This window comes from Bacillus sp. RCC_6_1, assembly GCF_041360755.1.
Taxonomy (GTDB): Bacteria; Bacillota; Bacilli; order Bacillales; family Bacillaceae_G; genus Bacillus_A; species Bacillus_A cereus.
Genome location: NZ_JBFUPV010000001.1, coordinates 58895 through 84250 on the forward strand (window position 1 = coordinate 58895; position 25356 = coordinate 84250).

Consider the following 25356-nt stretch of genomic DNA (forward strand, 5'->3'; position numbering starts at 1 on the left):
AGCTGCTCTCTTTATGACAAAAGACGTGGACAAGCTTCTAAAATTAGCTACATCGCATATATATTAGAAGGTACCACGTCTTTTATCCTGCTATTTGTGGGCAGTAAGACCCCACTGATTAAAATTTCACTTTACCATGAGTCTATATTGTATATGTAGACAAGCATTCATTTCAAATTTTCGTATTAAAAAGAAATATGTTTCGGAATTTCCCCTTCAGGTACTTCTCCATCCATACTTAAATAATAATGACGAATCGGACGTAAGTTTTCGTCTAATTCATAAACAAGCGGAATGCTAGTTGGAATATTTAATGAAACTACACCATCACTTGAAAGGTTGTCTAAATATTTTACTAGCGAGCGAATTGTGTTACCGTGTGATGAAATAATTACTTTATTACCACTTTTTAATGTCGGCGCAATTTCTGAATGCCAATAAGCAAGTACTCTCTTCTCCGTATCCTCTAAACATTCAGTTAATGGAAATTCACCTTTTTTGAGTGTTTTATATCTTGGATCAGTCGCTTCATATCGAGGATCGTCTTCAGTAAGAGCCGGTGGTCTTACATCAACACTTCTTCTCCAAATATGAACTTGCTCCTCACCATACTTTTGAGCAGTTTCATCTTTATTCAGCCCTTGCAATGCACCATAATGTCTTTCATTTAGCTTCCAAGATTTATGTATTGGAACCCAAGTAAGATCCATCTCATGAAGTACAATCCATAACGTCCGAATTGCGCGTTTTAATACAGATGTATAAGCCACATCAAAAGTATATCCGTTTTTCTTTAATATTGCTCCTGCTTCTCTCGCTTCACTTAATCCATTCTCTGATAGATCAACATCTGTCCATCCAGTAAAGCGATTTTCAAGATTCCATAAGCTTTGTCCGTGACGAATAAGTACAAGTTTTATCATTATAATTCCCCTTTCGGAAATGTGAATTTTATTGTTCCATTGCGTACACGTATAAAGTATCTAGTAATGTATCTTTTTATCCATTCACTCTATGACCAAATCATAGTTGCCAAATGTATGGATAAAATTTGCTCTTTTTCAAACGATAAAAACAGAAGTTTTTTCATTATTTTTGATCGACTGGTATTTCACGTTTCGATATCCAAGCATCAAAACCTGATCGGCTATTTGCCATTTCATTCATAACTTGGTGCCAATTGTCCTCACATGATTCACCAAATTTTGAAAAAATAGCACCCATTTGTTGTCTTTGTACATCACTCAGTTTTTTCTCTAAGTCTGTACCTTTTTCTGTTAAAGACAACTGTTTCACACGTCGATCATGCATAGCTTCATTACTCTCAATTAAGCCCTTTTCCACAAGTTGACGTAGCGGCCCGTGGAGAGCTTGTTTACTTATTTCTAATAGTGATAATAACTCATTTACACTTATCCCTGGAAAACGTGCGATAAAAAATAAAATTCGATGATGTACTCGTTGAATGCCATATTCTTTTATAATTTCATCTGGCTTTTCAGTAAATGTTTTATATGCAAAATAAAATAATGCTAATGCCTCATTCATCTGTTCTTCTTTATGTTGTGTCATCTACTTTCCCCCTGTATGTAAATTATACCACAATCTAGTAATGAATATTTTAATCAACGCATTAGAACTTCTTTAGTCTATTGAAACATTCATTGCATAATTAGGAGATGATTCATTTGAAAAAACAATATACTGTAAGTACATATTTATTGGATAGACTACACGAATTAGGAATTGAACATATATTTGGGGTTCCTGGTGATTATAATCTTGCCTTTTTAGATGATGTGATAGCACATAAAAGTTTAAAATGGATTGGCAATTGTAATGAATTAAATGCTGCATATGCAGCAGATGGGTACGCTCGCATAAAAGGAATCGCCGCTCTTATTACTACTTTCGGTGTTGGAGAATTAAGCGCTATTAACGGTATTGCTGGCTCATATGCGGAAAACGTGCCAGTTATAAAAATTACAGGTACGCCACCAACAAAAGTAATGGAAAATGGAGCAATCGTCCATCATACGTTAGGAGATGGAAAGTTCGATCACTTTTCCAATATGTATCGAGAAATCACTATAGCACAAACAAATGTAACACCTGAGCATGCTGCTGAGGAAATTGACCGTGTTTTACGTGCATGTTGGAATGAAAAACGCCCTGTTCATATTAATTTGCCGATTGATGTGTATAATAAACCAATTAATAAACCGACAGAACCTATTATAAATAAACCTATTTTAAGTAATAAAGAAGCATTAAATAAAATGCTTCTACATGCCATTTCAAAAATAAATAGTGCCAAAAAACCTGTTATTTTAGCTGATTTTGAAGTAGATCGATTTCATGCTAAAGAAAGTTTACATCAATTCGTAGAAAAAACTGGGTTTCCCATCGCGACGTTCAGTATGGGAAAAGGAATATTCCCAGAAAAACACCCTCAATTTATAGGTGTTTATACTGGTGATGTAAGTTCTCCGTACTTGCGAAAAAGAATTGATGAATCTGATTGTATTATTAGTATTGGTGTGAAGTTAACTGATACTATTACAGGCGGCTTCACACAAGGTTTTACAAAAGAACAAGTTATAGAAATCCATCCCTACACTGTGAAAATTATAGATAAAAAATACGGTCCAGTTGTAATGCAGGATGTTTTACAACATTTAAGTGATTCAATTGAGCATCGTAATAAAGATACCCTTGACGTTAAGCCATTTATTTTAGAATCATCACCTTTTACTGAAGAGTTCAATCCAAAAGCACAAATGGTCACACAAAAACGTTTTTGGCAGCAAATGTACCATTTCTTACAAGAAAACGACGTCTTAATTGTAGAGCAAGGAACACCTTTCTTTGGTAGTGCTGCTATCCCTCTACCTAATGACACTGCATATGTAGGACAACCATTATGGGGATCTATCGGATATACACTGCCCGCTCTACTTGGTACACAGCTCGCCAATTTATCACGGCGCAACATTTTAATTATTGGTGATGGTTCTTTCCAAGTAACTGCCCAAGAGTTATCAACTATACTACGTCAAAATTTAAAACCGATTATATTTTTAATCAATAACAACGGATACACTGTTGAACGTGCCATTCACGGACAAAACCAACCTTATAATGACATACAGATGTGGGATTACAATAAACTATCAATGATATTTGGATCAGAAGAAAAAAGTCTAACCTTTAAAGTAGAAAATGAAGCAGAATTAGCAGAAACCTTAGCAAATATAATTTTTAATAAGAATCAACTTATCTTTATTGAAGTTATAATGAGCCAAAGCGATCAACCTGAATTGTTAGCTAAACTCGGGAAAAGATTCGGTCAGCAAAATTCTTAATATAAAAGCATAACCTAATTATACAACTAGTAGTGTAAAACTTGTTTTGAGAATAGTTTCGACACTCAAAATACATAAGGAAAAGGATGGAAAGTACCATCCTTTTCTATTTTAAGAGCCTTCTTCGACTAACGCCCCGTGCGACAAGCAAAAATTCTTAATCCATCTTTAATTTTATAGCTTTTGTCGCAATAAATGTTTTAATATGCTTATCTAATATCCTTGTTCCACCAAAATCATCCTCATAAAAACCTGTTATAGCAAAACCAGCATCAATTTGGCCTTGGATTTGGTCTTCTAAAGTATGCGCATATTCTATTGTTTGATTTGAATCGATGTAATCTTGAACTTCATCCTCTGGTAAATAATCCAATGTTGATGAAGGAATTGAATGTTTAACATCCAGAATACCTTTTTGCTCTTGGTTATCATCAAAAATCCATAGTAACGGATTTGTAAATCCAGCAATAAGAACACCTTTATTCTTTAAAACCCTAGAAACTTCATTCCATACAAGATGAACATCTTTTACAAACAAATAAGCTACGCTTTTTCTTTTTTATTCAGCAAGAGTTAACTGCCAAGATACACCATACTTATCATTTAACCAGCCAAACTTTTTACTAAACGGATAAGAACCTAAAGGCATAAGAATCGCTCCATCCTGCGCTAGTTTATGAAAGACCGTTTCAATTTCTTCTTCTGTCTCACAAGTTACATAAAGAGACATAGCTGGAGTGAATGTAAAATTATGATTTACATAACTATCAATACACATAAACTCTTGGCCATTTAGCGTAAAAGTTGCATGAATTACAGTTCCCTCTTTACCAGGTCCATTTTCATCGTAGCGAGAAATACTTACAATTTCTGATTGATCAAATAGTGACGTATAAAAATTCATTGCTTCCTCAGCTTTGCCCTCAAACATTAAAAACGTAGTAATTTTTTGATTTGCGTTACTCATATGGAGACAGCCCCTTGTTATGTATTTATGTAAAACATACGTCAACAAAACCAAACGTACGTTCCTTTTAATATATTGTCTATAAAAACGATGAGTTTGTCAATTATCTACTTTATTATTTCTTCTTAAATAATGCTGTCCAAAGAAATGATTCTCCAAACATTTCTTTCGGTTGTTTCATTTGTTTCATTCTTCTAATCTCAATTACCTCAAATTCTTTAAATATCTCTCTTAACTTTTCTTCCGAGTATGCAAGACCACCTTGTAGACTCCACCCTCTATATACGTCCCAATCTGTTATTTCCGATCCATTTCGCTCATCTAAATCACCTGCCGCAAAACATGTTAATCCGAAATAACCACCCGATTTTAATGAGTTTTTAATTAAATCCACATAATTTATTCTTCTATGCGGTGGAATGTGATGCAAACAGCCCGAATCGTATACAAAATCAAATTCGTTTTGAACCTCTAAATTAAAAATTGAATCACAAATAAAATGAATTGCTACCTCTTTTGCCAATGCCCTTTCTTTAGCCCAATTAATGCCTTCTACAGATAAATCCACTGCTGTTACATCAAATCCTTGAGTCGCTAAATAAATGGCATTTCTACCTGGACCACACCCAAGTTCTAATACTTTCCCTTTTGAAACTCTCTCTTTTTGTATATACGAAACTAGGTTCTCATCTGGGACATTTCCAAAAAACGGAACATCCTTTTCTCTATTCTCATAAAATTCATTCCAAAATGGTTCTGCAGGTCTTAATAATGAATCAAGCATTTTTAAAATGTCTTCTTGTGTGTGTAACGTTTCATTTTTTCATTAATACCCCTCCACAAATTAATAGTCAGAAAATTATTATATATCTTTTTGAACTTTCAAACAAAGAAAAACTCCTACATTCAATAGGAGTTTTTTCTTTAAAATCCAAGTACATCTTGCCATTTTAGCAATTTCTCTTCCCGTACTTTCAAATAATCATGTTCATATTTCCCCATCCGTATTTCACTAACAATTTCTCATTCTGCAAAAAAAGAACTCTTTCTGTTTTCGCTGCTACCTTTACAACATGAGTCACTTAAGAAGAATACTTTGCTGAAAAATAAAGTCAATTTCGTTAAGGTATATTTTTGCTAACGCCTCTTCTTTCATACATGATATTTCTTTACTATTCACTTTCACACTTCCTGATGACATTTGATCCATTCCACTAATATTATATAATAACGTCGATTTTCCTGAGCCAGAAGCTCTCATGAACGATACACACTCTCCTTCATTTATCTTTAAAGCTATATTTTTTAGTAATTCGAAATTTCTATTTCCATCTATTGAGTATTTTTTATTTAATTGCTTTACTTCTAAAATTTTTTTCAAATTACACACCTCCTACTCTACTTTTAGCTTTCTTGCTTCCCTTATAAAATCCATATCTATGATCAACTTCTGCAATCATAATTACAAGTACCATTATTATTCCAGCTTTTACAAAAACACCTCTCCAAACTTTATCGACTTGGTATTTCTCTACGGCCTTTGCACGACGCATGATAGCTTTTCTAATTTTTCCTTTCTTTAAATTAGCTATTCTCCTAACTTCACTTTCTATTCAAAGGATCTATTTTGTTAAAAAATTCATTTTAATTTATAACCGCTATCTTTTTCTTTTATTTTCCATTAAAATTGAGTAAAACTATTTTGATAACATAGGAAAAAGCTATGAAGCATAACATCAATCTATGATCCTTTATTTGTTCTTTAGTTTGCGTTGGGCTATTCCGTTTATATTTTGAAATTTCACTTGAACTATTCAAATTTTTCACGGATTTATTACACATTCACCCTTTGTTTATATTACTAGTTTTAGCAATAGGAACTTTTTTGCAGACATCATAGGATTTTCTAAGATGAATAATTGGATTACGATGCTTAGAAGTGTAGCAACAGTCTTACTAACATTGGTATTATCAGTGTTTTTAACACTAACTTTGATTGTTGGCTATGCATTAAGTTAAACATCGTTCTTCGTGAATAAAACTCAATATTCCGTTAATAATATAGATAGGCAATAGCCAAAACTCATTTAATGAAATCCCTAACCTTTCTCCTTTCCCCTTGGAGAACCAAGCAGTTAGCTTTTGCTGGCTGCTCTTTTATTTTCTGCAATTGGTTACACTTACCTGATGTTTTTAACGTAAAATTAAGTTACGATATAAAAGAATAAAATATATTTGGCTGTTATACCATTACCCTAGGAAACTAGGGTTTTCATTTCCATAAAATTAAATTTTTGTTAAAAATAACGAACTTTCAAAGCTACTGAATTGTAAATATAAAAACACGACAGTAGACAAAAGACTTTGCAAAGAGTGCCTTTACAAGGCGCTCTTTTTTTACATATACTTATCAAATAGCGTTTTGGTTTAAAATAAATGCTCTAAATAAATTAGATACATTTACCAGTATGTTTACCACAACATTCATGTTAAAATCCCTTGTGAGTACGACATAACTCGACCTTATGAAGCCTTGCAGCCATTATCGCGAGGCTCTTTTTTTAATTTAATTAACGGTTTTGTTTAATTTTCTAACTTTTCCCCCACTTAACATACTAAAATTCATATATAATAAAAACATAGTTGCAGCATTTTATTATTAGGAGGTGTAATTATGTCATTTGCAGTATGGAGTGCAATTTTTATGACTTTGATCGGAGCAATGTCCGGAGCAATATTTGGTACAATCTCTTCTAGAAATAAGAACAAAAGTACGAACTAAAAAACCTAATATTAAAATTTAATATCTATTTCAGTGCCAACTGATACACCCTTGACATTTCAGCTGGCATTTTCTATTTAAATAAGGTTTTTGTTAAAAACTTACATGGATATATTTTCTGATACTTAATTAATTATATTAGGAATGTTAGTAATACTAAAAATAATAATGATTTTGTTATACATCTGTTTCGGAATAAGTGCAGTTTTTAGATTAATAAAGGAATTTCAAAAGCTACAGAAAAAACAGTTCTTGATTTTAGTTGATTCTCTAATTTTGATAGAAGCAATATTTTTAATAGCTAGTTTCTTTATCTAAATTACATAAAAAAACTCCCAGTGAGTGAAGCAGCTAGCAAAAGCTAACTGCTTTTTAATTACAATTACTAGTTTGTTTAAATTCACCTTAATTCATATCAAGTTTTCTTAACATTCTCTTTAATAACCTTATAATATAATTAAACTATTTGTATGAGAGGTGATTATTATGAACTGGAAACAAAAATACAATCCAAAATATCTCTTTTACCGAATGTATAGTTATATTTATAAAGCCCTTGATGATATATCATGGTCCTTAAAATAACGCTTTTGTTCACTTTTTTGATACATTTACGAAACATTCATGTGTTATCTTCATTAAGTTCTTTTCTTTTTATAATGTCGTGTGAGATATACCAACAGAGGAAGCCCTAGATCTCCTAATCCTAGGGCTTTTTTATAAGAATTTTATACATTTTATTATTTCCACTAACTCTTTAAATTGTATATACATAATATAAAATTTTCATGTTGTTATATTTTTTGATGGCCTCTTATCTTTCCTTAAAAGGCTTTTTTTTCAAATAACGCTTTTATTTAATTTATATTTAAAAAGTTCCTTTTCATAAAGACTTCCCTTATGTGCTATACTCATTCTTAAATAATTGTATAAGGAATGTTAAAAATGGATGATAGATCGTCAAGACAATGGAAATTGCGACAAAAGTTAAGAGCACTGAAAACCAAAAACAACAATGACACAAACCCTTTGTTTAGTGAATGCCTTGAATCCCTAGGAAACGAAACTCTCATTTTCTCCCAAGAAAAAAGCCAGCAAATTGCTACTATTTTAATGAATTCATTTCCTATAACTGTCTCGGGAAGAATAGATTGGGAACAGATAGATAATCAATTCATAGCTTCGAACAAAGAACAACTAATTTCCCTTATTAGAGCAAACCAACTAGATTTTGACGAACAGATTTTTATAATATGGGATAACTATGAAATCCCTGTAGTAAGTACAAATCTTGATAAAGTATTCCAATCACTAGTTGACGTTGATGCAGTCAGTTTTTATTACTGGCTATTAGACAAAGAATATAGATTCGTAATTGAAATAAATGATGAAGAATTGATTAGGATTGGGTTTCGCTAATACTCTAAGCATATGAAGCTAGTTCCCTTCATTTCTTAATATTTTCTTCGTCACCACCGCTATTATTATCATTATGAAACTAATAGCAAATATAGGTAAATAAATTTTCGTACTGAATCCTTCAAACATAAAACCATATACGACTTGCCCAATTGGTGCCATACATTGAGATACCGCTGTTATAAATGCCATCACTTTTCCTAGATTTTCATTTGGTGTTTTCTTTTGGACTACAGTAATCACATAAATGGATACAATTGTCATAATCATTGCGATTAGAAGAGAAGAAAGTATAAAGAGGATAAATGGTGGATAGTATCCTAAATTAAGAATAAACGGTGTAACTGATAGTGCCACTGGCATTACTAATAAAGCTATGATAAGCATCCAATTATATAATGTTTTCATCTGTAACTTTTTAGCAAAGAAACCGATTGACAATGCCCCTAATATGGTTGCAAAATCAATTAATCCCATTCCAATTCCATACATCGTATCGCTACTCTGCATAGTTACTCGTAACATAATAGGTCCTCCAACAACAAATAACGGTGTCAAAATTAAGTTTAGTAAAGCTGCAAGTAACATAGCCTTCAAAATAAAAGGTTGCTTTAAAACATAAAGAAAACCTTTTTTCATATCTTTTACAATTGTCGGTATGATATGGCTTTCTTGCGCTCTTTTTATAAAAGGTATTGTAATAAACATTTCTAAAATTGCAGATAAAAAGAAAGCAAGACAACTTGTTATTACGAGCATTTTCAAACCAATTATGCCATATAATATTCCTCCTAGTACAGGTGCAACTATATTAGATAATGCTTGCACACCATTTATGATACCGTTTGCTTGTTCTAACTTTTTCTCTGGAACTAATTGCGGAATACTTGCCATAACAACTGGTGAGTACATTGCACTAATGACTGCTAGTAAAAACATAATTGCTCCAATCAATAAAATAGATACCGATTCAGTTAATAACAAAACTATAAAACTTAATACAATAGCAGCGTTTATAAAATCCAAAATGACCATTACATTACGGCGGTTGAAACGATCTGCTATCGCTCCGCCAAGAGGAGCTAACAAAAACGGGATACTCGTTATGGCATATAACCCTGCAAATATATCGGCACGTTCTGTTATATCTAGCACATATAAAGACAGTGCAAAACGTAATAGTGTTGAACCTAAAATAGTAATAATTTGACCACTTACCATTAAGTGAAAATCTTTCAAGGAAGATTGAATACTTGCTGGCATCTTCATCACATCCTTCATTTAGTCTAGACCGACTGCCGGTCTATAACACCCAAACAGAAAAAAGCTATTTCTGTTTCATTAAAACCTCGATCATATAATCAAAGGACCCTTCTTTCGCTCCAACAGATACTTCCATCATTTTAATATAAGCCTTAGCTCTTCTCATCATTTCTTCCGGTTTCCACTGGAATAAACCATCATCAAATATGACTTGTGCTGAAGAGAGTAATAATTCAATTGTTTCTTGTGGGTATGGAGTAGAAAATATGCCTTCTTCTATTCCTTGCTCTAAAACTTCCGTTAATACAGGAGATAAATGTATAATGGATTGCACTAAACTTTTCTGATGCATTTCTGCATTATTTGGTTGATGGAATTGTTCAATCATTTTTTCTTTGACATCTCCTGATTTTGGTGATTGTTCCATTAAAATTTTAAATAACTTATCTAAAACGGGGATATCGGGATTGGAGACAATCCTTTTCGCCTTAGTGACATCCTCTTTAATAATCCTCATAATGATTTCATCCATTACTTCCTCCTTCGACTTAAAATAATGATAAAACGTCCCCTTTGCTATACCAATTTCTTTTAAAATATCATTCACGGTTGTTTTCGTATAACCTTTCGTAAGAAACAAACGCTCAGCTGTTTCTAAAATTTCCTTTCTACGCTCCTCATACTCCTTTACAATTCGCATTCAAGTTCTCCTTCCCATCAGACCGACTGTCGGTCTATTAAAATTATATGTTTAGTTTGCAAAAAGTTTCCTATTATCGTACATATACAACACCATACTTTCTATTTCCTTTATAAATTTTTATTTTTTAACGTCCGCTCAATTTGTTTAAAACGTATCTCATGTTTCTTATCGTCACCTTTCATTTTAGGAAAAGAACGATGCCTCCGTTCGATCTATGTACTTATCAATGGAGTATTTTGTTGAGTTCCAATATGTAATATTGCATATTTCGCACTTTTAATTTTTGTATATGTGATAATTTATTTATAAAAATATAAATTATTAATAAGGGTGATTTATATGAGCAAGTTCCGAAAGAAGATGATTAAATATTTGCAAACATTTTGGGGATGCTTAGCATTTGGTGTATTAATGTTTGCTATCTTCTTAATTACGGATTTAACAGATGCATCTTTAAATACATTAGGCTGGAGAGACTGGCTAGGTTCTGTAGCAGGCGCAACCATTTTATCTGTTGGGATGTTTACTTTAAATAAATTGAATTTAAAATAAATATTCGGTCAATACTGAATGTGGGCTGTATGCCAACATTCATTTAAAGTAGTCTTCTCTGTATCTCCTTGTATTGAGTAGTTAGCTTTTGCTAGCCGCTCTTTTATTTTGTTCCGGTTCTTGCCTCTTAAAGAACTCTTTATCTACTTTCCCCCAATAAGTACACATATCTATTCTCTATTGCTACAAAATGAAATCTTTATTTTGTTTTACGCGTCGCTTCTTCAATCAGCCAAGATACAATATTAAAATCATTAGCTTCACCCTTTAAAGATGTTCCGTTCCAAAAGCATTCTTTCATCACTTCAAGTAATTCTTCAACAGCTTCAATTCATCTCATATTCATTTTCCTTTTCTTCCAAATAACTATTTTGTTTTACTAATTAGCTGATTAATTTCACAAACACCTTTATCAAACATTCCACGTTTCTTCACCCCGTGAATATTTTCCAAATAAAAATACATACTATTTTCAAGCCGCCGTGTCCACGGCTAATACCTCTTTCTTTTGTTACAGCAAAAACAGGTAGGTTCTTCACTTATCTACTTTCTCTGTATATTTTTTAAGAAATCGAAAATAATACCAACAAGCTGTTTGAACTAGCAGCTTCACTCTTCTCGCAATGGGGATGCAAATTATCACAATTAGCTAACTCATTGAACTCACTGGCAGACAACCAAAATCGTTGTCTGCTTTTTGTATGAGATTTTTCGTTTTACATATACTACTTTTGAACCTGCAGACCAATACGAGCCATTTTGGTGCTTGGGATTTCCCTTCCGGGGATAAGTATCTTTTACTTATCCCTTTTTTGTATAGACACGTATATTTAGGGTAAAACTAATTACAAGCAGATTTTCTGTTTATGCGTAGTTCTAAACAAGATTACTTTTTCTCCTATTAAAGGACGGCAGGTACGACTGCTAGTCCTTTTTCTTATTTCGCATATTATCACTACATTACCTTCATCGTCGTCGTAAGCAATTTCCCCATAAGGATGGCAGTGGTGCTTCTCGAGTTCCTCATCGATCAAAACTAACAAATTAGTTTTCCAGTTTCCAACGATCGTACACCAATACGAGTTTAATCCTTCATAAACTTCTCTTGTTCTATTTCAATAATTGCGGAATGTATAATGAAAATACTCGCTCGCTTCAATACCTTTTCTTTTAACCAAAGTGTTCTGCTGAATGATAGTAATACCCTTGCACTAATGGTTTTGGACTATAAAATTCCCTTTATAAATTTCAAATGCGGTGAATGAAATTTTGTTTTTTTCTTGCCATCATCCTTGTTGTATACAAACAAAAAAGAGCCACAATATTTTGCGACTCTTTTACAATTATAACTATTTAACGGCCACGTCTTTGCTGACCTTGCTTTGTACTACCTTTTTTATTACTTGGCTTATTAAATGATCGGTTATTTTCATTTCTAGAACTATTTCTCGAACTATTTCTTGAATCACTTCTTGAGCTATTTCTTGAATCACGTCTTGATTCACTTCTTGAACCTTCGCGGCTATCTCTTTGACGATTTTGACCTGATTTCTTCGGAGCCGGCTTTGGTACCGGTTTTCCGTTTTCATCTACACGTTTTATCTTCGGTTGTTCGATTATTTCTCTTTGTATTGGTGCACCAAGCGTTTTTTCAATTTCTTCTAAATGTTTTTCATCTTTCGCTGCAACGAACGTAATTGCAAGACCTGATCCACCTGCACGTCCTGTTCGGCCAATACGGTGAATATAACTTTCTACATCTTCAGGGATGTCAAAGTTAAATACGTGCGTTACACCATCTACATCAAGTCCACGAGCTGCTACATCCGTTGCGATTAAGTACTGAATTTTAGCTTCGCGGAAACTCTTCATAACTCTTTCACGTTTCGCTTGAGGTATATCACCATGAAGTTCAGCACAATTATAACCTAGTCCTTTTAAATTATCATACAGTTTACTTACTCTAAGTTTTGTACGGCAGAAAATAACAGCTAAAAATGGCTGATCACGATCCATAACAAAACGAAGTGCATCTGGCTTTGCACGGTCTGTCGTCTCAATGACACGCTGCTCAATTGTATCAACCGTTACTTCTTCACTTTGTACTTGAATCATTTGCGGTTCATCCATATAACGCTTCGCCAATTTTTTAATATCTTTTGGCATCGTTGCTGAGAATAACATCGTTTGTTTACTACCTGGTGTCTCATCTAAAATATCTTCAATATCATATAAGAAACCAAAATAAAGCATTTGATCCGCTTCATCTAGTACAATCGTTGAAAGATTACTTAAATCAATTGTTTCACGGCGTATATGATCTAATAATCGTCCTGGTGTTGCAACAACAATATGTGTATTACCTTTTAATTTTCTCAATTGTTGTGCTACATCTTGCCCACCATAAATCGCTAGTACATTAATATCTTCTCTTTGAACAAGCATTTTTTTAATTTCAGTTGTAATTTGCAGGGCTAGTTCCCTTGTTGGTGCAACAATTAAAGCCTGAACATCACTAGACTCTGAATCGATTTTTTCTAAAATCGGTAACACGAATGCTAACGTTTTACCCGTGCCTGTTTTTGCCTGCCCAATAATATCTTTACCAGACATAATAACAGGAATTGCCTGCTCTTGAATTGGTGTTGCTTCTGTAATTCCATTTTCACGTAATGTATGATTAAAAGTTTCACTAATTCCTAATTCTAAAAAATTTTTCAAATAGACCACTTCTTTTCCTTATTTTTCACATTAGCTTTCATTGTACCATTTGTTTCGCCAAATATGAAAAATAAAAAAATTCTTATCTTCTTTTTTTATATTCATCCTGTACTAGATGAACAAATTCTTTTTGCTTTTTCTCAGATTTTATTAATGCTTCCATATTTATAGAAGTCAAAATATACCTTTTAATTTTTCTATTACTCCAAATTAAACTTGTATACTTCAGATCTTCATGTAGATTTCGAAACCACTCTAATTCACTTAATTTTGCGATATGATGTTTCAATTTCATGTCATTTCGAGGATAAAATAAAATGATATCTGCTATTACATCAAATAACGAACCCATCTTCTCCCCCCTATACTCTTGCTCAAATTATATATATTCTTCTTTACATATATATTTCAATTTTACCGAAATATAATGTTACTGATTTGGTTGAAATCGCAAAATATATGAACTAAAAACCAATCTTTTCGATTTAGGAAAGACCGATTTTCATTAATTTATACAGTAAGCTTTCCTCCATGATAGCAATAATACTCTGCTGCTTTAAAACTTTTAATCCTGTTTAAAGACTGTTTCGCTTTTTCTATATCCAAACAAAAATTCGGATTAGCTATTACTAACTCACGATTCTCTTGAACAGCCGCATCTCCCGTAATTACACAATCTAAATTCGGAAAATATAATGAAATATGCCCCGAAGTATGTCCTGGCGTCGCTACTATTTGACATTCATTATTCAAAATCATTTGACCATCATGCACTTTTTCATCGACGGAAATATGTTTTATATTTTTTAACTGTTGTATAAACCATTTACCAAATTCTTTTTCTTCATTTGGCATACGTTCTAACATTTCTTCAGCTTGAACTAACCTCTCTGATTTTATATCACCACTAATATAGTTAGATTCAATTTCACTAGCAATAACATTAATTTGAGGATATTTCACTTTAAAATCGTATACAGACCCTATATGATCATCATCATAATGAGTAATAATTATATTTTTTAAGTTTTTCATCTCATATCCATGTTTTAATATTGCATTTTCAATTAAAGGTAAAAAACTTGGATATCCTGTATCGACTAACGTTAATTCATTATGTACTATAATTAAACTTGGATAAACACATTGTTTTTGCCCGTTAAATTCGAATTCAATTGGCAGTTCTATTATTTTCATTTTTCTTCCCCCATACCGCTTATAAAATGCATAATAATAACTAAATCATCCACATACATCTTACATATATATACTATGTAACGGAACACTGTGAATCATTGTATAATCCACATTATATTATTTTAAACAGGTAATCCCCTATTTTTATGGAAATATATAATTAAGAAAAACAATAAAATTGATTAATCTCTCACTTCTTTGTCCATCCTTTTAAAAAATCTATGTTTTTGTAAAAGGAGCGTTCATATGGAGAAACAGACACTTTGGAAAAAGTTCAAAAAAAGCTCTGTAAACCTCGGTAAATCTAGCGTATATGAAAGTATTATTTTATTCTACACAATGAAAAAGAAAGAATTACCTACTAAGGCAAAATTCATAATATTAGCCGCTTTATCTTATTACGTATTAACAATCGATTTCATTCCAGATATAGCTGCTATTATTGGGATTGGCTTATTAGCTGATGTTTTAGCAATCGCTGTAGCGCATAAATATGTGATGCGCCATGCAGATGCTGAAATTCGAGAGAAGAGCAAAGTAAAGATGGAATCATTATTTACTTCAGCACAAGCATAATGAAATTATCTAGTCATTTACCTACCTTTTTACTTTCAAATAAAGCTAACTGTAATTAATAATAGTTCCACCTCACTGAATATTACCCTTCACCATGAGAGCATAGCAGAATAAATTCCTAAACAAAAGCATTTCTCTTAGCTCTCAAACCGTAAACAAATAGGGAATCAGCACTTGTTCCTAAGTTCTGACTCCCTTTTATTTGTTCTTATATCTATCTGTTATACAGTTTCATACGTTCCCTTATACAAAACTGCTATTGCCGCTACTATAAGAATCATACCCATAAAAGCAGGTGCGGCATGACCAAGTGATACATAGATTTGTCCTCCAATAATCGGACCAATCATTCTTGCTAAAGCTTGAATAGATTGGCTTCCACCTTGAATCCTTCCTTGTTCATTAGAACTGACAGACTTTGAAAGCATCCCGTTGAATGAAGGCCCGAAAATTGAATCCCCAAAACCAAACATTAGCATTCCAACGATAAGTAGTGGAGAGAGTGAAAATACAGCTGATGCTGCAATAAAACTGTATCCTATAATCTCCGAAACCATCCCAAGAATTGCTATTTGTTTATCACTAAGCTTGATTAAAAGCTTTGGCATGATAAAACTTTGTGAAACAATGTCTTGAAAGCCCAAAATTGAAAACATAAGTCCGATTAATGCAGGTTTCCAACTGAAAGTATCTATTGTAAATTGCGTGAAAATTGCTTGTAAAGATCCGTTAGGTATCCAAAGTAAAAACGCTGAGATAAGTAACCATTTTAAATTTTTCATGGAAAGTATATTTGCTAGCTGTGCAAAAGGATTTAACCTTACAAAAGTAATCTCTTTTAACCTGTTATTTTTGTCAAGACTCTCAGGCATGTATTTCATACCATATAAAACATTTAATAAAGTTATGAACGCTCCAAAGTATAAAGGTACAGAATGACCAAACTTTGCAAGTAACCCCCCAAGAGTTGGTCCAATAATAGTTCCCGCACCTACAACTGCACTCACCCATCCAAAGTATTTCGTTCTCTGCTCTTTCGGAATGATGTCTGCAAAATATGCGAAGATAGTACTTATGCTCCCACCTGTTATACCTTCTATTATGCGTCCAGCAAATAATACCCATAAAGCTCCTCCTATGCCAAAAACTAAGTACCCAATTGCAGAACCAAATAAGCATATTAAAAGTAATGGACGACGGCCATACTTATCGCTTAAACCCCCGAGTGCTGGAGCAGCTAAAAACACACAGGCCGCATATACGGAAGTTAGTAGTGTAACAACTAATGCTTGTTCTTCCGGATTACTTGTATATGGCTGTACTAAGAATGGGACTACAGGCATGATGATACTGAAACCTATACCACAAAGAAATACAGAAATAAGTCCGAATAGTAACGCATGTTTATCTATGCTTTTTTCAGTTTCCCTTTCATTTTGTGATCTAAATATAGACATTTAACTTCTCTCCTTAAAATGTTTTGTTGCTTTGTCAACAAAATGATAACCCTGTTTTGTTGATTAGTCAACAAAGATAAAATAATAAAAAAGCAGCCTATTCTCATATTAGAGTAAGGCTGCCATTTTATTATTAAAATGTATTACGATTTAATATGTATACCTTGTTTCTTTATTTCTGCATCCAAATGTCTACTATACTTTTCCACAAAGCTAATTATACTGTCGAATTCTTCTTCAGTTACTTGCTCAAATACAGCTTTATCCCGCTCTTGAAACTCTTTGTGCAGATTTTCATGGATTTTATAAATTTCTTTCCCTTGTTCGGTAAGCTTAAAATAAATTTCTTTCTTATTTTCTGACTTTTGGTAACTTTCAACAAGGCCTTTTTGTATGAGCTTCTTAGTCATTCTACTTATAGCACCGCGAGTCACATAAAAAGCCTCTGCGAGTTGTGTCACGTTAGAATCTGCATTGTTTTCAATATATTCAATACAGTGGACTTCAGAAGACTTAAACCCTTTAAGACCTTCTTCCATCTTATCTTTATTAAGCCAAACCAGCTTATTATATAATTCCCTGAAACCGTTCATGACCTGTTCTTCTTTATTCATGACCTGCCCTCCTCACCGCTCATTAGCACATTAAAACTATTATATTAAATTTCTGCTTACGTTTCGACAATATTGAAATAATTATTGTAACATTAAAGATATGTGTAAAAATAGGCGCTTAAATAAAACAATTCATTAGACAGCAAATTCTGCAAGTTTATTGCTACTTACAGTAAATGGTAGACAAAAAGTAAGAGCTAAGATCATTTCTCTTAGCTCTTCTTTCATAAAACTATTTCACTTCATTAGCGACAAAAAAGTGCTCACATACACTTGATATGCGCTGTAAGTCCACGTTCCCACCAGATATAACAGCCACTACTTTTTTCCCTTTTATATAACTATCAACTTTTCCCGCAAGAAGTGCAGCAGTTGCTAATGCACCTGCACCTTCTACAACAGCTTTCCCACGTTGTAATAAATCTTTCATCGCTACTTCCAGCTCTTTTTCTGATACAGTTACAATATCATCTACTAATTCTTTTACAATTTCAAATGTTAATTTTCCTGGTATTTTAACTGCGCAACCATCTGCAATAGTAGGGGCCTCATAATGTTCTACGATTGCGCCTTTATCGTAAGATGCCTTCATTCCATGAACATTATCTGCTTGGACACCAATTATATTAATGGATGGATTAAAAGATTTTAATGCTACAGAAATACCAGAAATAATTCCGCCTCCACCTATTGGTACAATGACAGTATCTACATCCCACATATCATCAAGAATGTCTAATCCAATTGTACCTTGACCAGCCATTACCTCTACATCATCATATGGATGTAAGTATGTTTCACCTGTTTCCCTTATAATTTCTTCACATTTTACCTTTGCATCATCAAAGGTTTCACCATGTAAAATCACTTCAGATCCATATCCTTTTGTTGCTTCAACTTTTGCCTGAGGTGCAGAAATTGGCATAACAATTTTACTCTTAATACCGAGTAAATGAGCAGATAATGCAACTCCTTGTGCATGATTACCTGCTGAACATGCGATTACACCTCTTTCTTTTTCTTGATCCGTGAGCCGTGACATTTTATTAAATGCGCCACGAAATTTAAAAGAACCCGTTAATTGCATATTTTCTAATTTCAAATGTATTTCTCCGCCCGTTTTACTAGTCAAATAAAAAGATTTTACTAATGGCGTTTTACGAGCATTTCTATCTAGAATCTTGTGAGCTTTTTTAATATCGTCTATATGTAATGGTAGTTTTCTAGTTATCATACTGACACCTCTTCCAAAGTTCTATTTCTAAGTTTTCGTAAGTCGTAGCTCCTTTATACGAAAAGAAAAAATCTTTATATATGTACCCCACTCTGAAATAAACACATTTGCAAACAATTTAACATCCTCTTCATATCGCGTTCTTTATAATGATTTAAACATGCAATTTGGATCCAATTATTCTTTTGTAAATAAGATGACTCATAATGAACGATGTATCCTTGTAATGCTAATGCATCGCCTACTACTTTAGAAGAATGGTCTTCGCTTAATACAATAGTAAGTATAATTGGCGCGGCATGTTCTTTAGGTGAAACAAGCTTTAAGCCCATATCAGTAATAACTTCTTCAACATATTCGTATGTCTCTTTAATTTTTACAAATACCTTTTCATCTTCAAATCTCTTCAACGCTTCTTGCAATGCATAAATTAAATTCCATGATTGTGAGTATGGAATGCTTTCATTTTCTTCATACATGCCAATGTCCATATAGGCTGGCACAGCCTCGTTTATTTTTACAATGTGGTTATAAAAAACGAAAGAAATTCCTGTATATGATTTAATCGCTTTACCGCTAACACCACTCGCAAAATACACATCCTTCAAGTCTAATGGTATTGCTCCAATTGAGCTTATGCAATCTACACATAGTTTTATTTGATTCTCGTTACAAAGAGTATTTAGCTCGTTTAAATCGTTTAACATTCCAGTAGATGTTTCATGATGAACAAACCAAATCCATTCATAATTTCCAGTTGTCATGATTTCTTCTAATTCGGTATAAATAAATGGATCTCCCATTTCCTTTTTATACGTATCAAAATGTAACTGTGCTCGTTTTGCATGTCCAACTAATCTATTACCAAATTCCCCATTTGTTAATACTAGTCCTTTCCCTTTTAAAGAACGTAACTGTAAAGCAATCGCATCATTTGCTAACGTCCCTGTTCCTAACATAAGCTGTACATGTTTTGCTTTTGTCATATAAAGTAACCGTTTTTTCACATTGTCCATCATCACTTGAAATGACTTAGAGCGATGCGAAATAGGCCGCGTAGAAAATGCCTTTCGAACGTTCTCTTCAATATCTACTGGACCAGGTAAAAACGTATATTCTTTCGTCATAATCCCCCCAACACTCGACTCTTCAAACATAGCAGGGGTAACATACATTGGCTGGAAGGCTGCTTCTTCTGTACCAACTAACGTATGGAAAGATTTGAATCCCATTTGCTCATATAAAGCTAGTTCACGTGTTGTTGCAGAAATGAGTGCTAATTCATATCCATTTAGAAGCAAATAACGATGTAGAAAACGAATTAATCCTAACAACGCTCTTCCATTTCTATATTCACGTTCTACTGAAAGTAAACGAATTTCATACATTTTTTCTCCATGCTCTTGCAAATAAACATCTAAATTTGAGATTTTATAATCTAACGAGAATGGTCGTTTTCCCCGCACTGCGACCATACCTACTAATCTATCCTCATCTAAACAAATTAAATATGTATTTTCTTTATGAAACCGATCTATACGAAACCGGTCTTTCGTTTCTTCATGTTGTGGTATCTCTTCCACAAAAGTTTTATAATTTAATTTATGTATACTTTCAAATTCCCAATCTTGATCAGCAACTTTATAAATTAACCCCATGCCTTATCTCCTTTATCTATTTAATAAAAAATGATAAGTGGAGATTATCCCCACTTATTAAACATTCATTTTATTCTCGATTCACATATAGAATAAGTACAATAATCATTCCACTTAATATAGTGGTAACAATAGAATAAGAATAAAGAATCATACAAATTGGTAAACAAGCAATTGTAATTAGTCCTGGCTTCGTAAACCCTTTAAATATTAAATAAAATACAATAAAAATGCCTAAGAGGGTAAGCGCTATCAAATAATCAAATGCGATTAGTCCTCCTATAAATGTTGAAATACCTTTACCGCCCTTGCCTTTAAATAAAACTGGGTAAATATGTCCAATAATAACGGACAATAATGTTAACATTACGAATGTAGGATCTTCAAAAAGATATTTTGCTACAGCAACAACGATTGCCCCTTTAATCGCATCCCCTAAAAATGTAGCGATGAAATACCCTTTTCCATATACGCGCCCCATATTTCTTGCGCCAGGATTTCCGCTTCCTTCATCCCTAATATCAACGTTATGGCTCAATTTTGTTACTATATAAGCGGTCAATATGTTTCCAATTAAATAAGAAGCCACCAAATATAAAAACTGCATACTATTAATCATGTAATCATTCACTTTCTACATGGGATTACATATACAATATTCAATTATTACGTATATTGTACGTTTTTAACATACATCCCTTTATACATTTTAACATCATATTTTTACAAATCATACAAAAATTCTCATACACTATTTTTAAAAATATATATCCCTCATTAAATAATATGTTCCTTTCACTGCCATTTCTGCTTGTGATACGAATGTAATTTCTTTCATACTATCTTCACAGCATTTCTTAAATACAGCAAATATTTCAGGAACTAAACGCAATATACTGCCACTTACTGCAATTGGCGTTGAGTGCTTAAAGTTCAACTTGTTATAAACACTTACTGTAATCCTTGCCAATTCCTTTCCAGCTTGCATCATAATTTCATACGCATCATCATTGCCATTTCTCGCTTCCTGAATAACTAATGGCGCGATTGCTGCAATTTTATCTTTAGAAGAAGTATATACTAAGCTTTTTATATGAGACGGTGTCAAAAGTTGAAACTGCCTTTGAATGTTCAAACTCAATGGACAAAGACTGATTCCTTGATCGAACTGAATTGCCATTCTCTTTAAAGCTTGTAATGCAATCCAATATCCGCTCCCCTCATCTCCTAAAATATGTCCCCATCCACCGCTATACTGATATACTTCCCCTTTCTTTCCGATACAAATTGCACCTGTACCACCTATAGTTAATATTCCCTCCTTACCTTTTAAAGCAGCTGCATGCGCGATCATTGCATCATTAAAAATTTCAATTTTTGTTCCGTATTTCTTTTTTAAACGTAATGTTAATTCATTTGTATTCCCTCCGCTTATACCAGCTAATCCTAAACAAATACAAACGCAATGCTCATTCATTAAACTCTTCTGGCATTGATTAATTGCTTCCATAATATGCAAAAGTGCCTGGTCAAAATCTATTAATACATTTCCAAATCTGCTCGTACCTCTTACAACTTCATTTCCATCTTGATCAAATGCAATTGCCTCTGTCTTCGTTCCCCCGCCATCTACTCCAATCATATACTTCATATGTTCGCCTCATTTTCATCTGCGTATGGAGGGAATGTTATATTCCCTAAAATTACGGAATTCTTAGCACCTGTTGCGCTCGGCACATTACTTGGATTACGATGATATGTTTCATTTGCTAAAATGGCAAAGGCGATTGCTTCCTTCGCTTCTGAAGAATAGCCTATATCTTCTTGAAGGAATAATGCACATTTTTCTTCTTTCAATCCATGCCGTATCATTTCTACAAGTGTATCATTATAACTTCCGCCACCACCTAGAATTACCTCATCGATTTCATAATACGGCAGAATAAACTCCTTATAATGATAAACAATTGAACTTGCTGTAAACCTTGTGACAGTCGTCAATATATTTTCTTTACTATGCTTTTCAAACCGCTTTAATAACTCACTGACAAATTCTTCTCCAAACTGTTCTCTACCAGTTGATTTCGGTGGATTCATTTTCAAAAATGGATGATTCATACAATATGTCAAAACCTCTTCTACAACTACTCCTTGTTTTGCAATGTTACCATTTTGATCATATGACAACTGAAATAACCTTTGACATACTTCATCCATTACCATATTACCTGGACCTGTATCAAATGCTATAACGCTTTTCTCACTTAGTTGACTTGGTATTACAGTCACATTACCAATCCCGCCGATATTTTGTAGTAGTCTATTTTTAGTTTGGTGACGATATAAAATAATCTCTGAATATGGTACAAGTGGTGCTCCTTGTCCTCCAGCTGCCATGTCCATCGTTCGAAAATTAGAAATAACCGTCGTATTCGTTTCATACGCTATAATTGCTGGTTCTCCAATTTGTAATGTAGAAGGAATCATACCTCCATCTTGCTGTGGCTGATGATAAATCGTTTGTCCGTGAGAACCAATTAAATCTAATTGTCTCAAAGGAAAATTGGCCTCTTTACAAACTTCCTTTACAGCGTTTGCGAAGCGTAAACCGAGTTTAAAATTCAAACTGCATATAAGTTGTACATTTGAATTTTCTATTGATAATGCCTGCTGGATATCATTTTTCATATCATTACAAAATGGCACAGTAGTAAAATGGATGAGTTCAACTTTAGAATCTACACCGCTTCCATCTATATGAACGAGTGCTACATCTATTCCGTCTAACGAAGTACCGGACATTACCCCTGCAACATACATAACATGCATGACCTCCTATTTACTAAAAAACAATCATGTAAGTAACCAACGTACAACCAATCGAAAACAATATAAATCTAAAAAACAACTGAGCTTTCGATGCAAACGATCCATCAATGAAAGAAACAACTACCGTAAGCAAAACGCTTGCCGCAATACTTGTAACGAGCCAAATACTATGCATTTGTGATAAATTTAGCATGCCTAATAAAGGGACAAAAAGTAAATTTGCACAAATTACTCCAAATAGTAATAAAAACACACCTTTATAACTAAATTTTATATTCATTCTATTTCCCCCTTTCTAGTTTTAATGTGAAAGAAGTGATAGACAAAAAGTCTATCACTCAAAATAACAGCATGTAGATTAAGGATTAACCGACTCTCCGTCACCATTCTTTTCGATTTCAAGCATATTTTTGTCGTACATTTTAAAGAATGGTAAATAAATAAGGAACGATATTGTTATATTTATAAAAACTAATACAATCGCACGCCAATCTCCACCTGTTGCTAAATATGCACCAATTGGAGCAGGTAATGTCCATGGCGGCATAATATGCGTTGGTGTTACAAATCCCATTGCGGTTGCAGCATACGCTATAGTAGCTGTTACTAACGGGGTAATGACGAAAGGAATAATTAAAATTGGATTTAATACAATCGGCAAACCGAATATAACCGGTTCATTTATATTAAAAATCCCAGGGACAATACATGTTCTCGATAATGCTTTTGAATATTTTGATCGACCAAATATAATCATAGCTAACACAAGCCCTAACGTTGCACCCGAACCACCAATCCAAATAAACCATTGATAAAACGGTTCTGGTGCAATAAACGGAAAATGACTCGCTCCACTTGCTACAGCTTCACCGTTCTTTCCTAAATACACATCCCAAAGTGGCCTTGCCACAGTACCTACAACTGATACTCCGTGTATCCCGAAAGACCAGAAAAACGTAATTAAAAATACAGGTATAATAACGCCAAAGTAACTATCACCAGCTTTTACTAACGGTGCGGCTAGTTTATCTACAACGTAATGTAAATCAACTTTAAAAACGACTGTAATAAGACTCATCATAATAATAACGAATGCTGCAGGTATAAGTGCTTCAAATGAACGTGATACTGACGGTGGTACTTGTTCTGGCATTTTTATCGTTACGTTATTCTTCTTACAAAACCTTAAAATCTCAACTGATAAAATAGAGACGATCATCGTCACAAATAATCCATGACCTCCAAGATTTGTCATCGGAAGCATGAATCCTTTTTTATCAATTAACTCAGGCGTTAATGTTAAAAGTAGTGAACATACCGCAAGCTGTGCTCCTGATAAAGCATCTAATTTATAACTTTTCGCTAAATTATATCCTATTCCAAATGCTATATATAAGGACATAATAAACATAGTTAAACGATATGGTATCAATATACTTGTTTGATTCTTTAATGCCCAAACCGATATGAAACTATCTTTCGGCAGTGGTGGAAATGCTACTATTAAAAAAAAGCTTCCTACTATAATAAATGGTAACGCCGAAATAACTCCATCACGGATTGCTTGTAGATGCCTCTGCTCAGAAAGCCTTGCCATCGGGCCAGATAAGTTTTTATCAAGAAACGTGACAAACTTATTCATAACGCTTCCTCCTAACTAATTAATTCATTTACAGTTTTTAATAAAGTCGGGCCTCCAAGTGGCGTGTATGCTTGCGGTGGAATGATGCCACACGGAATAGATTCCTCCTCTGCAAATTTTTTTACAGAGTCAAATCGGTGTCTTATTTGAGGTGCCACCATTACGACATCCCAGCCATTCTTTACTTCTTCCTCTACCTCATTCGTTCCAATTGCATGCACTTCCATGTTCACACCATTTTTCTCCGCTTCTTTTTTTAAAGCGTTTACAACAATTGCACTGGACATTCCTCCAGAACAGACGAACAAAACTTTCATTTATTAATCCTCCTATACTTATAATTTATTACCCTTCAAATGAAAGGAAGTTTCACTTTA

At 33.4% G+C, this 25356-nt stretch carries 24 protein-coding genes and 3 pseudogenes; 5 read left to right on the forward strand and 22 right to left on the reverse strand.

Annotated features, from left to right (window positions below; translation table 11 throughout):
• Window positions 1–185: 185 nt before the first annotated feature.
• Window positions 186–923, reverse strand: coding sequence for a 2,3-diphosphoglycerate-dependent phosphoglycerate mutase (gpmA, locus tag AB6801_RS00200; RefSeq protein WP_000594152.1), 738 nt, complete (start codon window positions 921–923; stop codon window positions 186–188).
• Window positions 924–1089: 166 nt separating this feature from the next.
• Window positions 1090–1572, reverse strand: coding sequence for a MarR family winged helix-turn-helix transcriptional regulator (locus tag AB6801_RS00205; RefSeq protein WP_000191888.1), 483 nt, complete (start codon window positions 1570–1572; stop codon window positions 1090–1092).
• Between the two features lie 107 nt (window positions 1573–1679).
• On the opposite strand from AB6801_RS00205, the gene AB6801_RS00210 reads away from it, so the two are divergent.
• A complete protein-coding gene (locus AB6801_RS00210; protein WP_061655972.1) occupies window positions 1680–3365 on the forward strand; it encodes an alpha-keto acid decarboxylase family protein in 1686 nt (561 codons plus the stop codon).
• A gap of 157 nt (window positions 3366–3522) precedes the next feature.
• On the opposite strand, the pseudogene AB6801_RS00215 reads toward AB6801_RS00210, so the two are convergent.
• The 5 genes and pseudogenes from AB6801_RS00215 to AB6801_RS00235 form a co-directional block, all read right to left on the reverse strand.
• A pseudogene (locus AB6801_RS00215) lies at window positions 3523–3912 on the reverse strand (SAM-dependent methyltransferase); the annotation flags it as partial.
• Window positions 3913–3924: 12 nt separating this feature from the next.
• Window positions 3925–4332, reverse strand: a complete 408-nt coding sequence (locus AB6801_RS00220; RefSeq protein ID WP_000063589.1) for a VOC family protein — start codon at window positions 4330–4332, stop codon at window positions 3925–3927.
• Between the two features lie 115 nt (window positions 4333–4447).
• Window positions 4448–5116 carry a class I SAM-dependent methyltransferase gene (locus AB6801_RS00225; protein WP_061655971.1) on the reverse strand — a complete coding sequence of 223 codons (669 nt, stop codon included), beginning with the start codon at window positions 5114–5116 and terminating at the stop codon, window positions 4448–4450.
• Window positions 5117–5256: 140 nt separating this feature from the next.
• Window positions 5257–5713 (reverse strand): annotated as a pseudogene (locus AB6801_RS00230) (ATP-binding cassette domain-containing protein).
• Between the two features lies 1 nt (window position 5714).
• Entirely contained in the window at window positions 5715–5945 is a 231-nt protein-coding gene (locus AB6801_RS00235; protein ID WP_309319071.1) for a DUF3983 domain-containing protein, read from the reverse strand.
• A gap of 140 nt (window positions 5946–6085) precedes the next feature.
• On the opposite strand from AB6801_RS00235, the pseudogene AB6801_RS00240 reads away from it, so the two are divergent.
• Both AB6801_RS00240 and AB6801_RS00245 read left to right on the forward strand, forming a co-directional pair.
• Window positions 6086–6351: pseudogene (locus AB6801_RS00240) on the forward strand (hypothetical protein).
• Between the two features lie 1708 nt (window positions 6352–8059).
• Complete coding sequence (locus AB6801_RS00245) at window positions 8060–8533, forward strand: CDI toxin immunity protein (protein ID WP_000342728.1); 474 nt, start codon at window positions 8060–8062, stop codon at window positions 8531–8533.
• A gap of 18 nt (window positions 8534–8551) precedes the next feature.
• Here the strand turns inward: AB6801_RS00245 and AB6801_RS00250 are convergent, their stop codons facing one another.
• Both AB6801_RS00250 and AB6801_RS00255 read right to left on the reverse strand, forming a co-directional pair.
• On the reverse strand, window positions 8552–9796 hold the full coding sequence (locus AB6801_RS00250) for an MFS transporter (protein WP_001111710.1): 1245 nt from the start codon (window positions 9794–9796) through the stop codon (window positions 8552–8554).
• 64 nt (window positions 9797–9860) lie between these two features.
• Complete coding sequence (locus tag AB6801_RS00255; RefSeq protein ID WP_001223580.1) at window positions 9861–10496, reverse strand: TetR/AcrR family transcriptional regulator; 636 nt, start codon at window positions 10494–10496, stop codon at window positions 9861–9863.
• A gap of 342 nt (window positions 10497–10838) precedes the next feature.
• Here AB6801_RS00255 and AB6801_RS00260 point away from each other — a divergent pair, with 342 nt between their 5' ends.
• Window positions 10839–11051: a hypothetical protein gene (locus tag AB6801_RS00260; RefSeq protein WP_000033159.1), complete on the forward strand. Its 213-nt coding sequence runs from the start codon at window positions 10839–10841 to the stop codon at window positions 11049–11051.
• Window positions 11052–12404: 1353 nt separating this feature from the next.
• On the opposite strand, the gene AB6801_RS00265 is transcribed toward AB6801_RS00260, so the two are convergent.
• The 3 genes from AB6801_RS00265 to AB6801_RS00275 form a co-directional block, all read right to left on the reverse strand.
• Entirely contained in the window at window positions 12405–13781 is a 1377-nt protein-coding gene (locus AB6801_RS00265) for a DEAD/DEAH box helicase (RefSeq protein WP_061654578.1), read from the reverse strand.
• Window positions 13782–13854: 73 nt separating this feature from the next.
• On the reverse strand, window positions 13855–14124 hold the full coding sequence (locus AB6801_RS00270; protein ID WP_000535034.1) for a hypothetical protein: 270 nt from the start codon (window positions 14122–14124) through the stop codon (window positions 13855–13857).
• A 158-nt stretch (window positions 14125–14282) separates the two neighbouring features.
• Window positions 14283–14969, reverse strand: coding sequence for an MBL fold metallo-hydrolase (locus tag AB6801_RS00275; RefSeq protein ID WP_000691169.1), 687 nt, complete (start codon window positions 14967–14969; stop codon window positions 14283–14285).
• 246 nt (window positions 14970–15215) lie between these two features.
• Here AB6801_RS00275 and AB6801_RS00280 point away from each other — a divergent pair, with 246 nt between their 5' ends.
• Window positions 15216–15545: a YkvA family protein gene (locus AB6801_RS00280; protein WP_000415084.1), complete on the forward strand. Its 330-nt coding sequence runs from the start codon at window positions 15216–15218 to the stop codon at window positions 15543–15545.
• 221 nt (window positions 15546–15766) lie between these two features.
• Here AB6801_RS00280 and AB6801_RS00285 read toward each other — a convergent pair whose 3' ends face one another.
• The 10 genes from AB6801_RS00285 to AB6801_RS00330 form a co-directional block, all read right to left on the reverse strand.
• A complete protein-coding gene (locus tag AB6801_RS00285) occupies window positions 15767–17002 on the reverse strand; it encodes an MFS transporter (RefSeq protein ID WP_000021820.1) in 1236 nt (411 codons plus the stop codon).
• A gap of 143 nt (window positions 17003–17145) precedes the next feature.
• The gene (locus AB6801_RS00290) at window positions 17146–17616 is read right to left on the reverse strand and encodes a MarR family transcriptional regulator (protein ID WP_001030901.1); all 471 of its coding nucleotides are present in this window, start codon (window positions 17614–17616) and stop codon (window positions 17146–17148) included.
• Window positions 17617–17848: 232 nt separating this feature from the next.
• Complete coding sequence (tdcB, locus tag AB6801_RS00295) at window positions 17849–18850, reverse strand: bifunctional threonine ammonia-lyase/L-serine ammonia-lyase TdcB (RefSeq protein WP_000632960.1); 1002 nt, start codon at window positions 18848–18850, stop codon at window positions 17849–17851.
• Between the two features lie 74 nt (window positions 18851–18924).
• Entirely contained in the window at window positions 18925–20508 is a 1584-nt protein-coding gene (locus AB6801_RS00300) for an aminotransferase class V-fold PLP-dependent enzyme (protein WP_000523046.1), read from the reverse strand.
• Window positions 20509–20578: 70 nt separating this feature from the next.
• On the reverse strand, window positions 20579–21127 hold the full coding sequence (plsY, locus tag AB6801_RS00305) for a glycerol-3-phosphate 1-O-acyltransferase PlsY (RefSeq protein ID WP_097999066.1): 549 nt from the start codon (window positions 21125–21127) through the stop codon (window positions 20579–20581).
• A gap of 138 nt (window positions 21128–21265) precedes the next feature.
• Window positions 21266–22159 (reverse strand): BadF/BadG/BcrA/BcrD ATPase family protein, encoded by an 894-nt coding sequence (locus AB6801_RS00310; protein WP_000876620.1) that lies wholly within the window; start codon window positions 22157–22159, stop codon window positions 21266–21268.
• Window positions 22156–23328 carry an anhydro-N-acetylmuramic acid kinase AnmK gene (anmK, locus tag AB6801_RS00315; protein ID WP_000289011.1) on the reverse strand — a complete coding sequence of 391 codons (1173 nt, stop codon included), beginning with the start codon at window positions 23326–23328 and terminating at the stop codon, window positions 22156–22158. Before anmK ends, AB6801_RS00310 begins: the two co-directional genes overlap by 4 nt.
• Window positions 23329–23350: 22 nt before the next feature.
• On the reverse strand, window positions 23351–23617 hold the full coding sequence (locus AB6801_RS00320) for a hypothetical protein (protein ID WP_001021966.1): 267 nt from the start codon (window positions 23615–23617) through the stop codon (window positions 23351–23353).
• A 78-nt stretch (window positions 23618–23695) separates the two neighbouring features.
• Window positions 23696–24979, reverse strand: a complete 1284-nt coding sequence (locus AB6801_RS00325; RefSeq protein ID WP_001032294.1) for a PTS sugar transporter subunit IIC — start codon at window positions 24977–24979, stop codon at window positions 23696–23698.
• 11 nt (window positions 24980–24990) lie between these two features.
• Entirely contained in the window at window positions 24991–25296 is a 306-nt protein-coding gene (locus AB6801_RS00330) for a PTS sugar transporter subunit IIB (RefSeq protein ID WP_000865907.1), read from the reverse strand.
• Between the last annotated feature and the right edge of the window lie 60 nt (window positions 25297–25356).

What these genes read in the sequence shown, in the direction of transcription:
- gpmA (WP_000594152.1), bottom strand. Translation starts at nt 923, where the DNA reads ATGATAAAACTTGTACTTATTCGTCACGGACAAAGCTTATGGAATCTT.
- AB6801_RS00255 (WP_001223580.1), bottom strand. Translation starts at nt 10,496, where the DNA reads ATGCGAATTGTAAAGGAGTATGAGGAGCGTAGAAAGGAAATTTTAGAA.
- AB6801_RS00205 (WP_000191888.1), bottom strand. Translation starts at nt 1,572, where the DNA reads ATGACACAACATAAAGAAGAACAGATGAATGAGGCATTAGCATTATTT.
- AB6801_RS00270 (WP_000535034.1), bottom strand. Translation starts at nt 14,124, where the DNA reads ATGGGTTCGTTATTTGATGTAATAGCAGATATCATTTTATTTTATCCT.
- AB6801_RS00220 (WP_000063589.1), bottom strand. Translation starts at nt 4,332, where the DNA reads ATGAGTAACGCAAATCAAAAAATTACTACGTTTTTAATGTTTGAGGGC.
- AB6801_RS00285 (WP_000021820.1), bottom strand. Translation starts at nt 17,002, where the DNA reads ATGTCTATATTTAGATCACAAAATGAAAGGGAAACTGAAAAAAGCATA.
- AB6801_RS00300 (WP_000523046.1), bottom strand. Translation starts at nt 20,508, where the DNA reads ATGGGGTTAATTTATAAAGTTGCTGATCAAGATTGGGAATTTGAAAGT.
- AB6801_RS00225 (WP_061655971.1), bottom strand. Translation starts at nt 5,116, where the DNA reads ATGCTTGATTCATTATTAAGACCTGCAGAACCATTTTGGAATGAATTT.
- AB6801_RS00320 (WP_001021966.1), bottom strand. Translation starts at nt 23,617, where the DNA reads ATGAATATAAAATTTAGTTATAAAGGTGTGTTTTTATTACTATTTGGA.
- AB6801_RS00280 (WP_000415084.1), top strand. Translation starts at nt 15,216, where the DNA reads ATGGAGAAACAGACACTTTGGAAAAAGTTCAAAAAAAGCTCTGTAAAC.
- AB6801_RS00245 (WP_000342728.1), top strand. Translation starts at nt 8,060, where the DNA reads ATGGATGATAGATCGTCAAGACAATGGAAATTGCGACAAAAGTTAAGA.
- AB6801_RS00275 (WP_000691169.1), bottom strand. Translation starts at nt 14,969, where the DNA reads ATGAAAATAATAGAACTGCCAATTGAATTCGAATTTAACGGGCAAAAA.
- AB6801_RS00330 (WP_000865907.1), bottom strand. Translation starts at nt 25,296, where the DNA reads ATGAAAGTTTTGTTCGTCTGTTCTGGAGGAATGTCCAGTGCAATTGTT.
- anmK (WP_000289011.1), bottom strand. Translation starts at nt 23,328, where the DNA reads ATGTATGTTGCAGGGGTAATGTCCGGTACTTCGTTAGACGGAATAGAT.
- AB6801_RS00250 (WP_001111710.1), bottom strand. Translation starts at nt 9,796, where the DNA reads ATGCCAGCAAGTATTCAATCTTCCTTGAAAGATTTTCACTTAATGGTA.
- AB6801_RS00210 (WP_061655972.1), top strand. Translation starts at nt 1,680, where the DNA reads ATGATTCATTTGAAAAAACAATATACTGTAAGTACATATTTATTGGAT.
- AB6801_RS00325 (WP_001032294.1), bottom strand. Translation starts at nt 24,979, where the DNA reads ATGAATAAGTTTGTCACGTTTCTTGATAAAAACTTATCTGGCCCGATG.
- plsY (WP_097999066.1), bottom strand. Translation starts at nt 21,127, where the DNA reads ATGATTAATAGTATGCAGTTTTTATATTTGGTGGCTTCTTATTTAATT.
- AB6801_RS00310 (WP_000876620.1), bottom strand. Translation starts at nt 22,159, where the DNA reads ATGAAGTATATGATTGGAGTAGATGGCGGGGGAACGAAGACAGAGGCA.
- AB6801_RS00260 (WP_000033159.1), top strand. Translation starts at nt 10,839, where the DNA reads ATGAGCAAGTTCCGAAAGAAGATGATTAAATATTTGCAAACATTTTGG.
- tdcB (WP_000632960.1), bottom strand. Translation starts at nt 18,850, where the DNA reads ATGATAACTAGAAAACTACCATTACATATAGACGATATTAAAAAAGCT.
- AB6801_RS00290 (WP_001030901.1), bottom strand. Translation starts at nt 17,616, where the DNA reads ATGAATAAAGAAGAACAGGTCATGAACGGTTTCAGGGAATTATATAAT.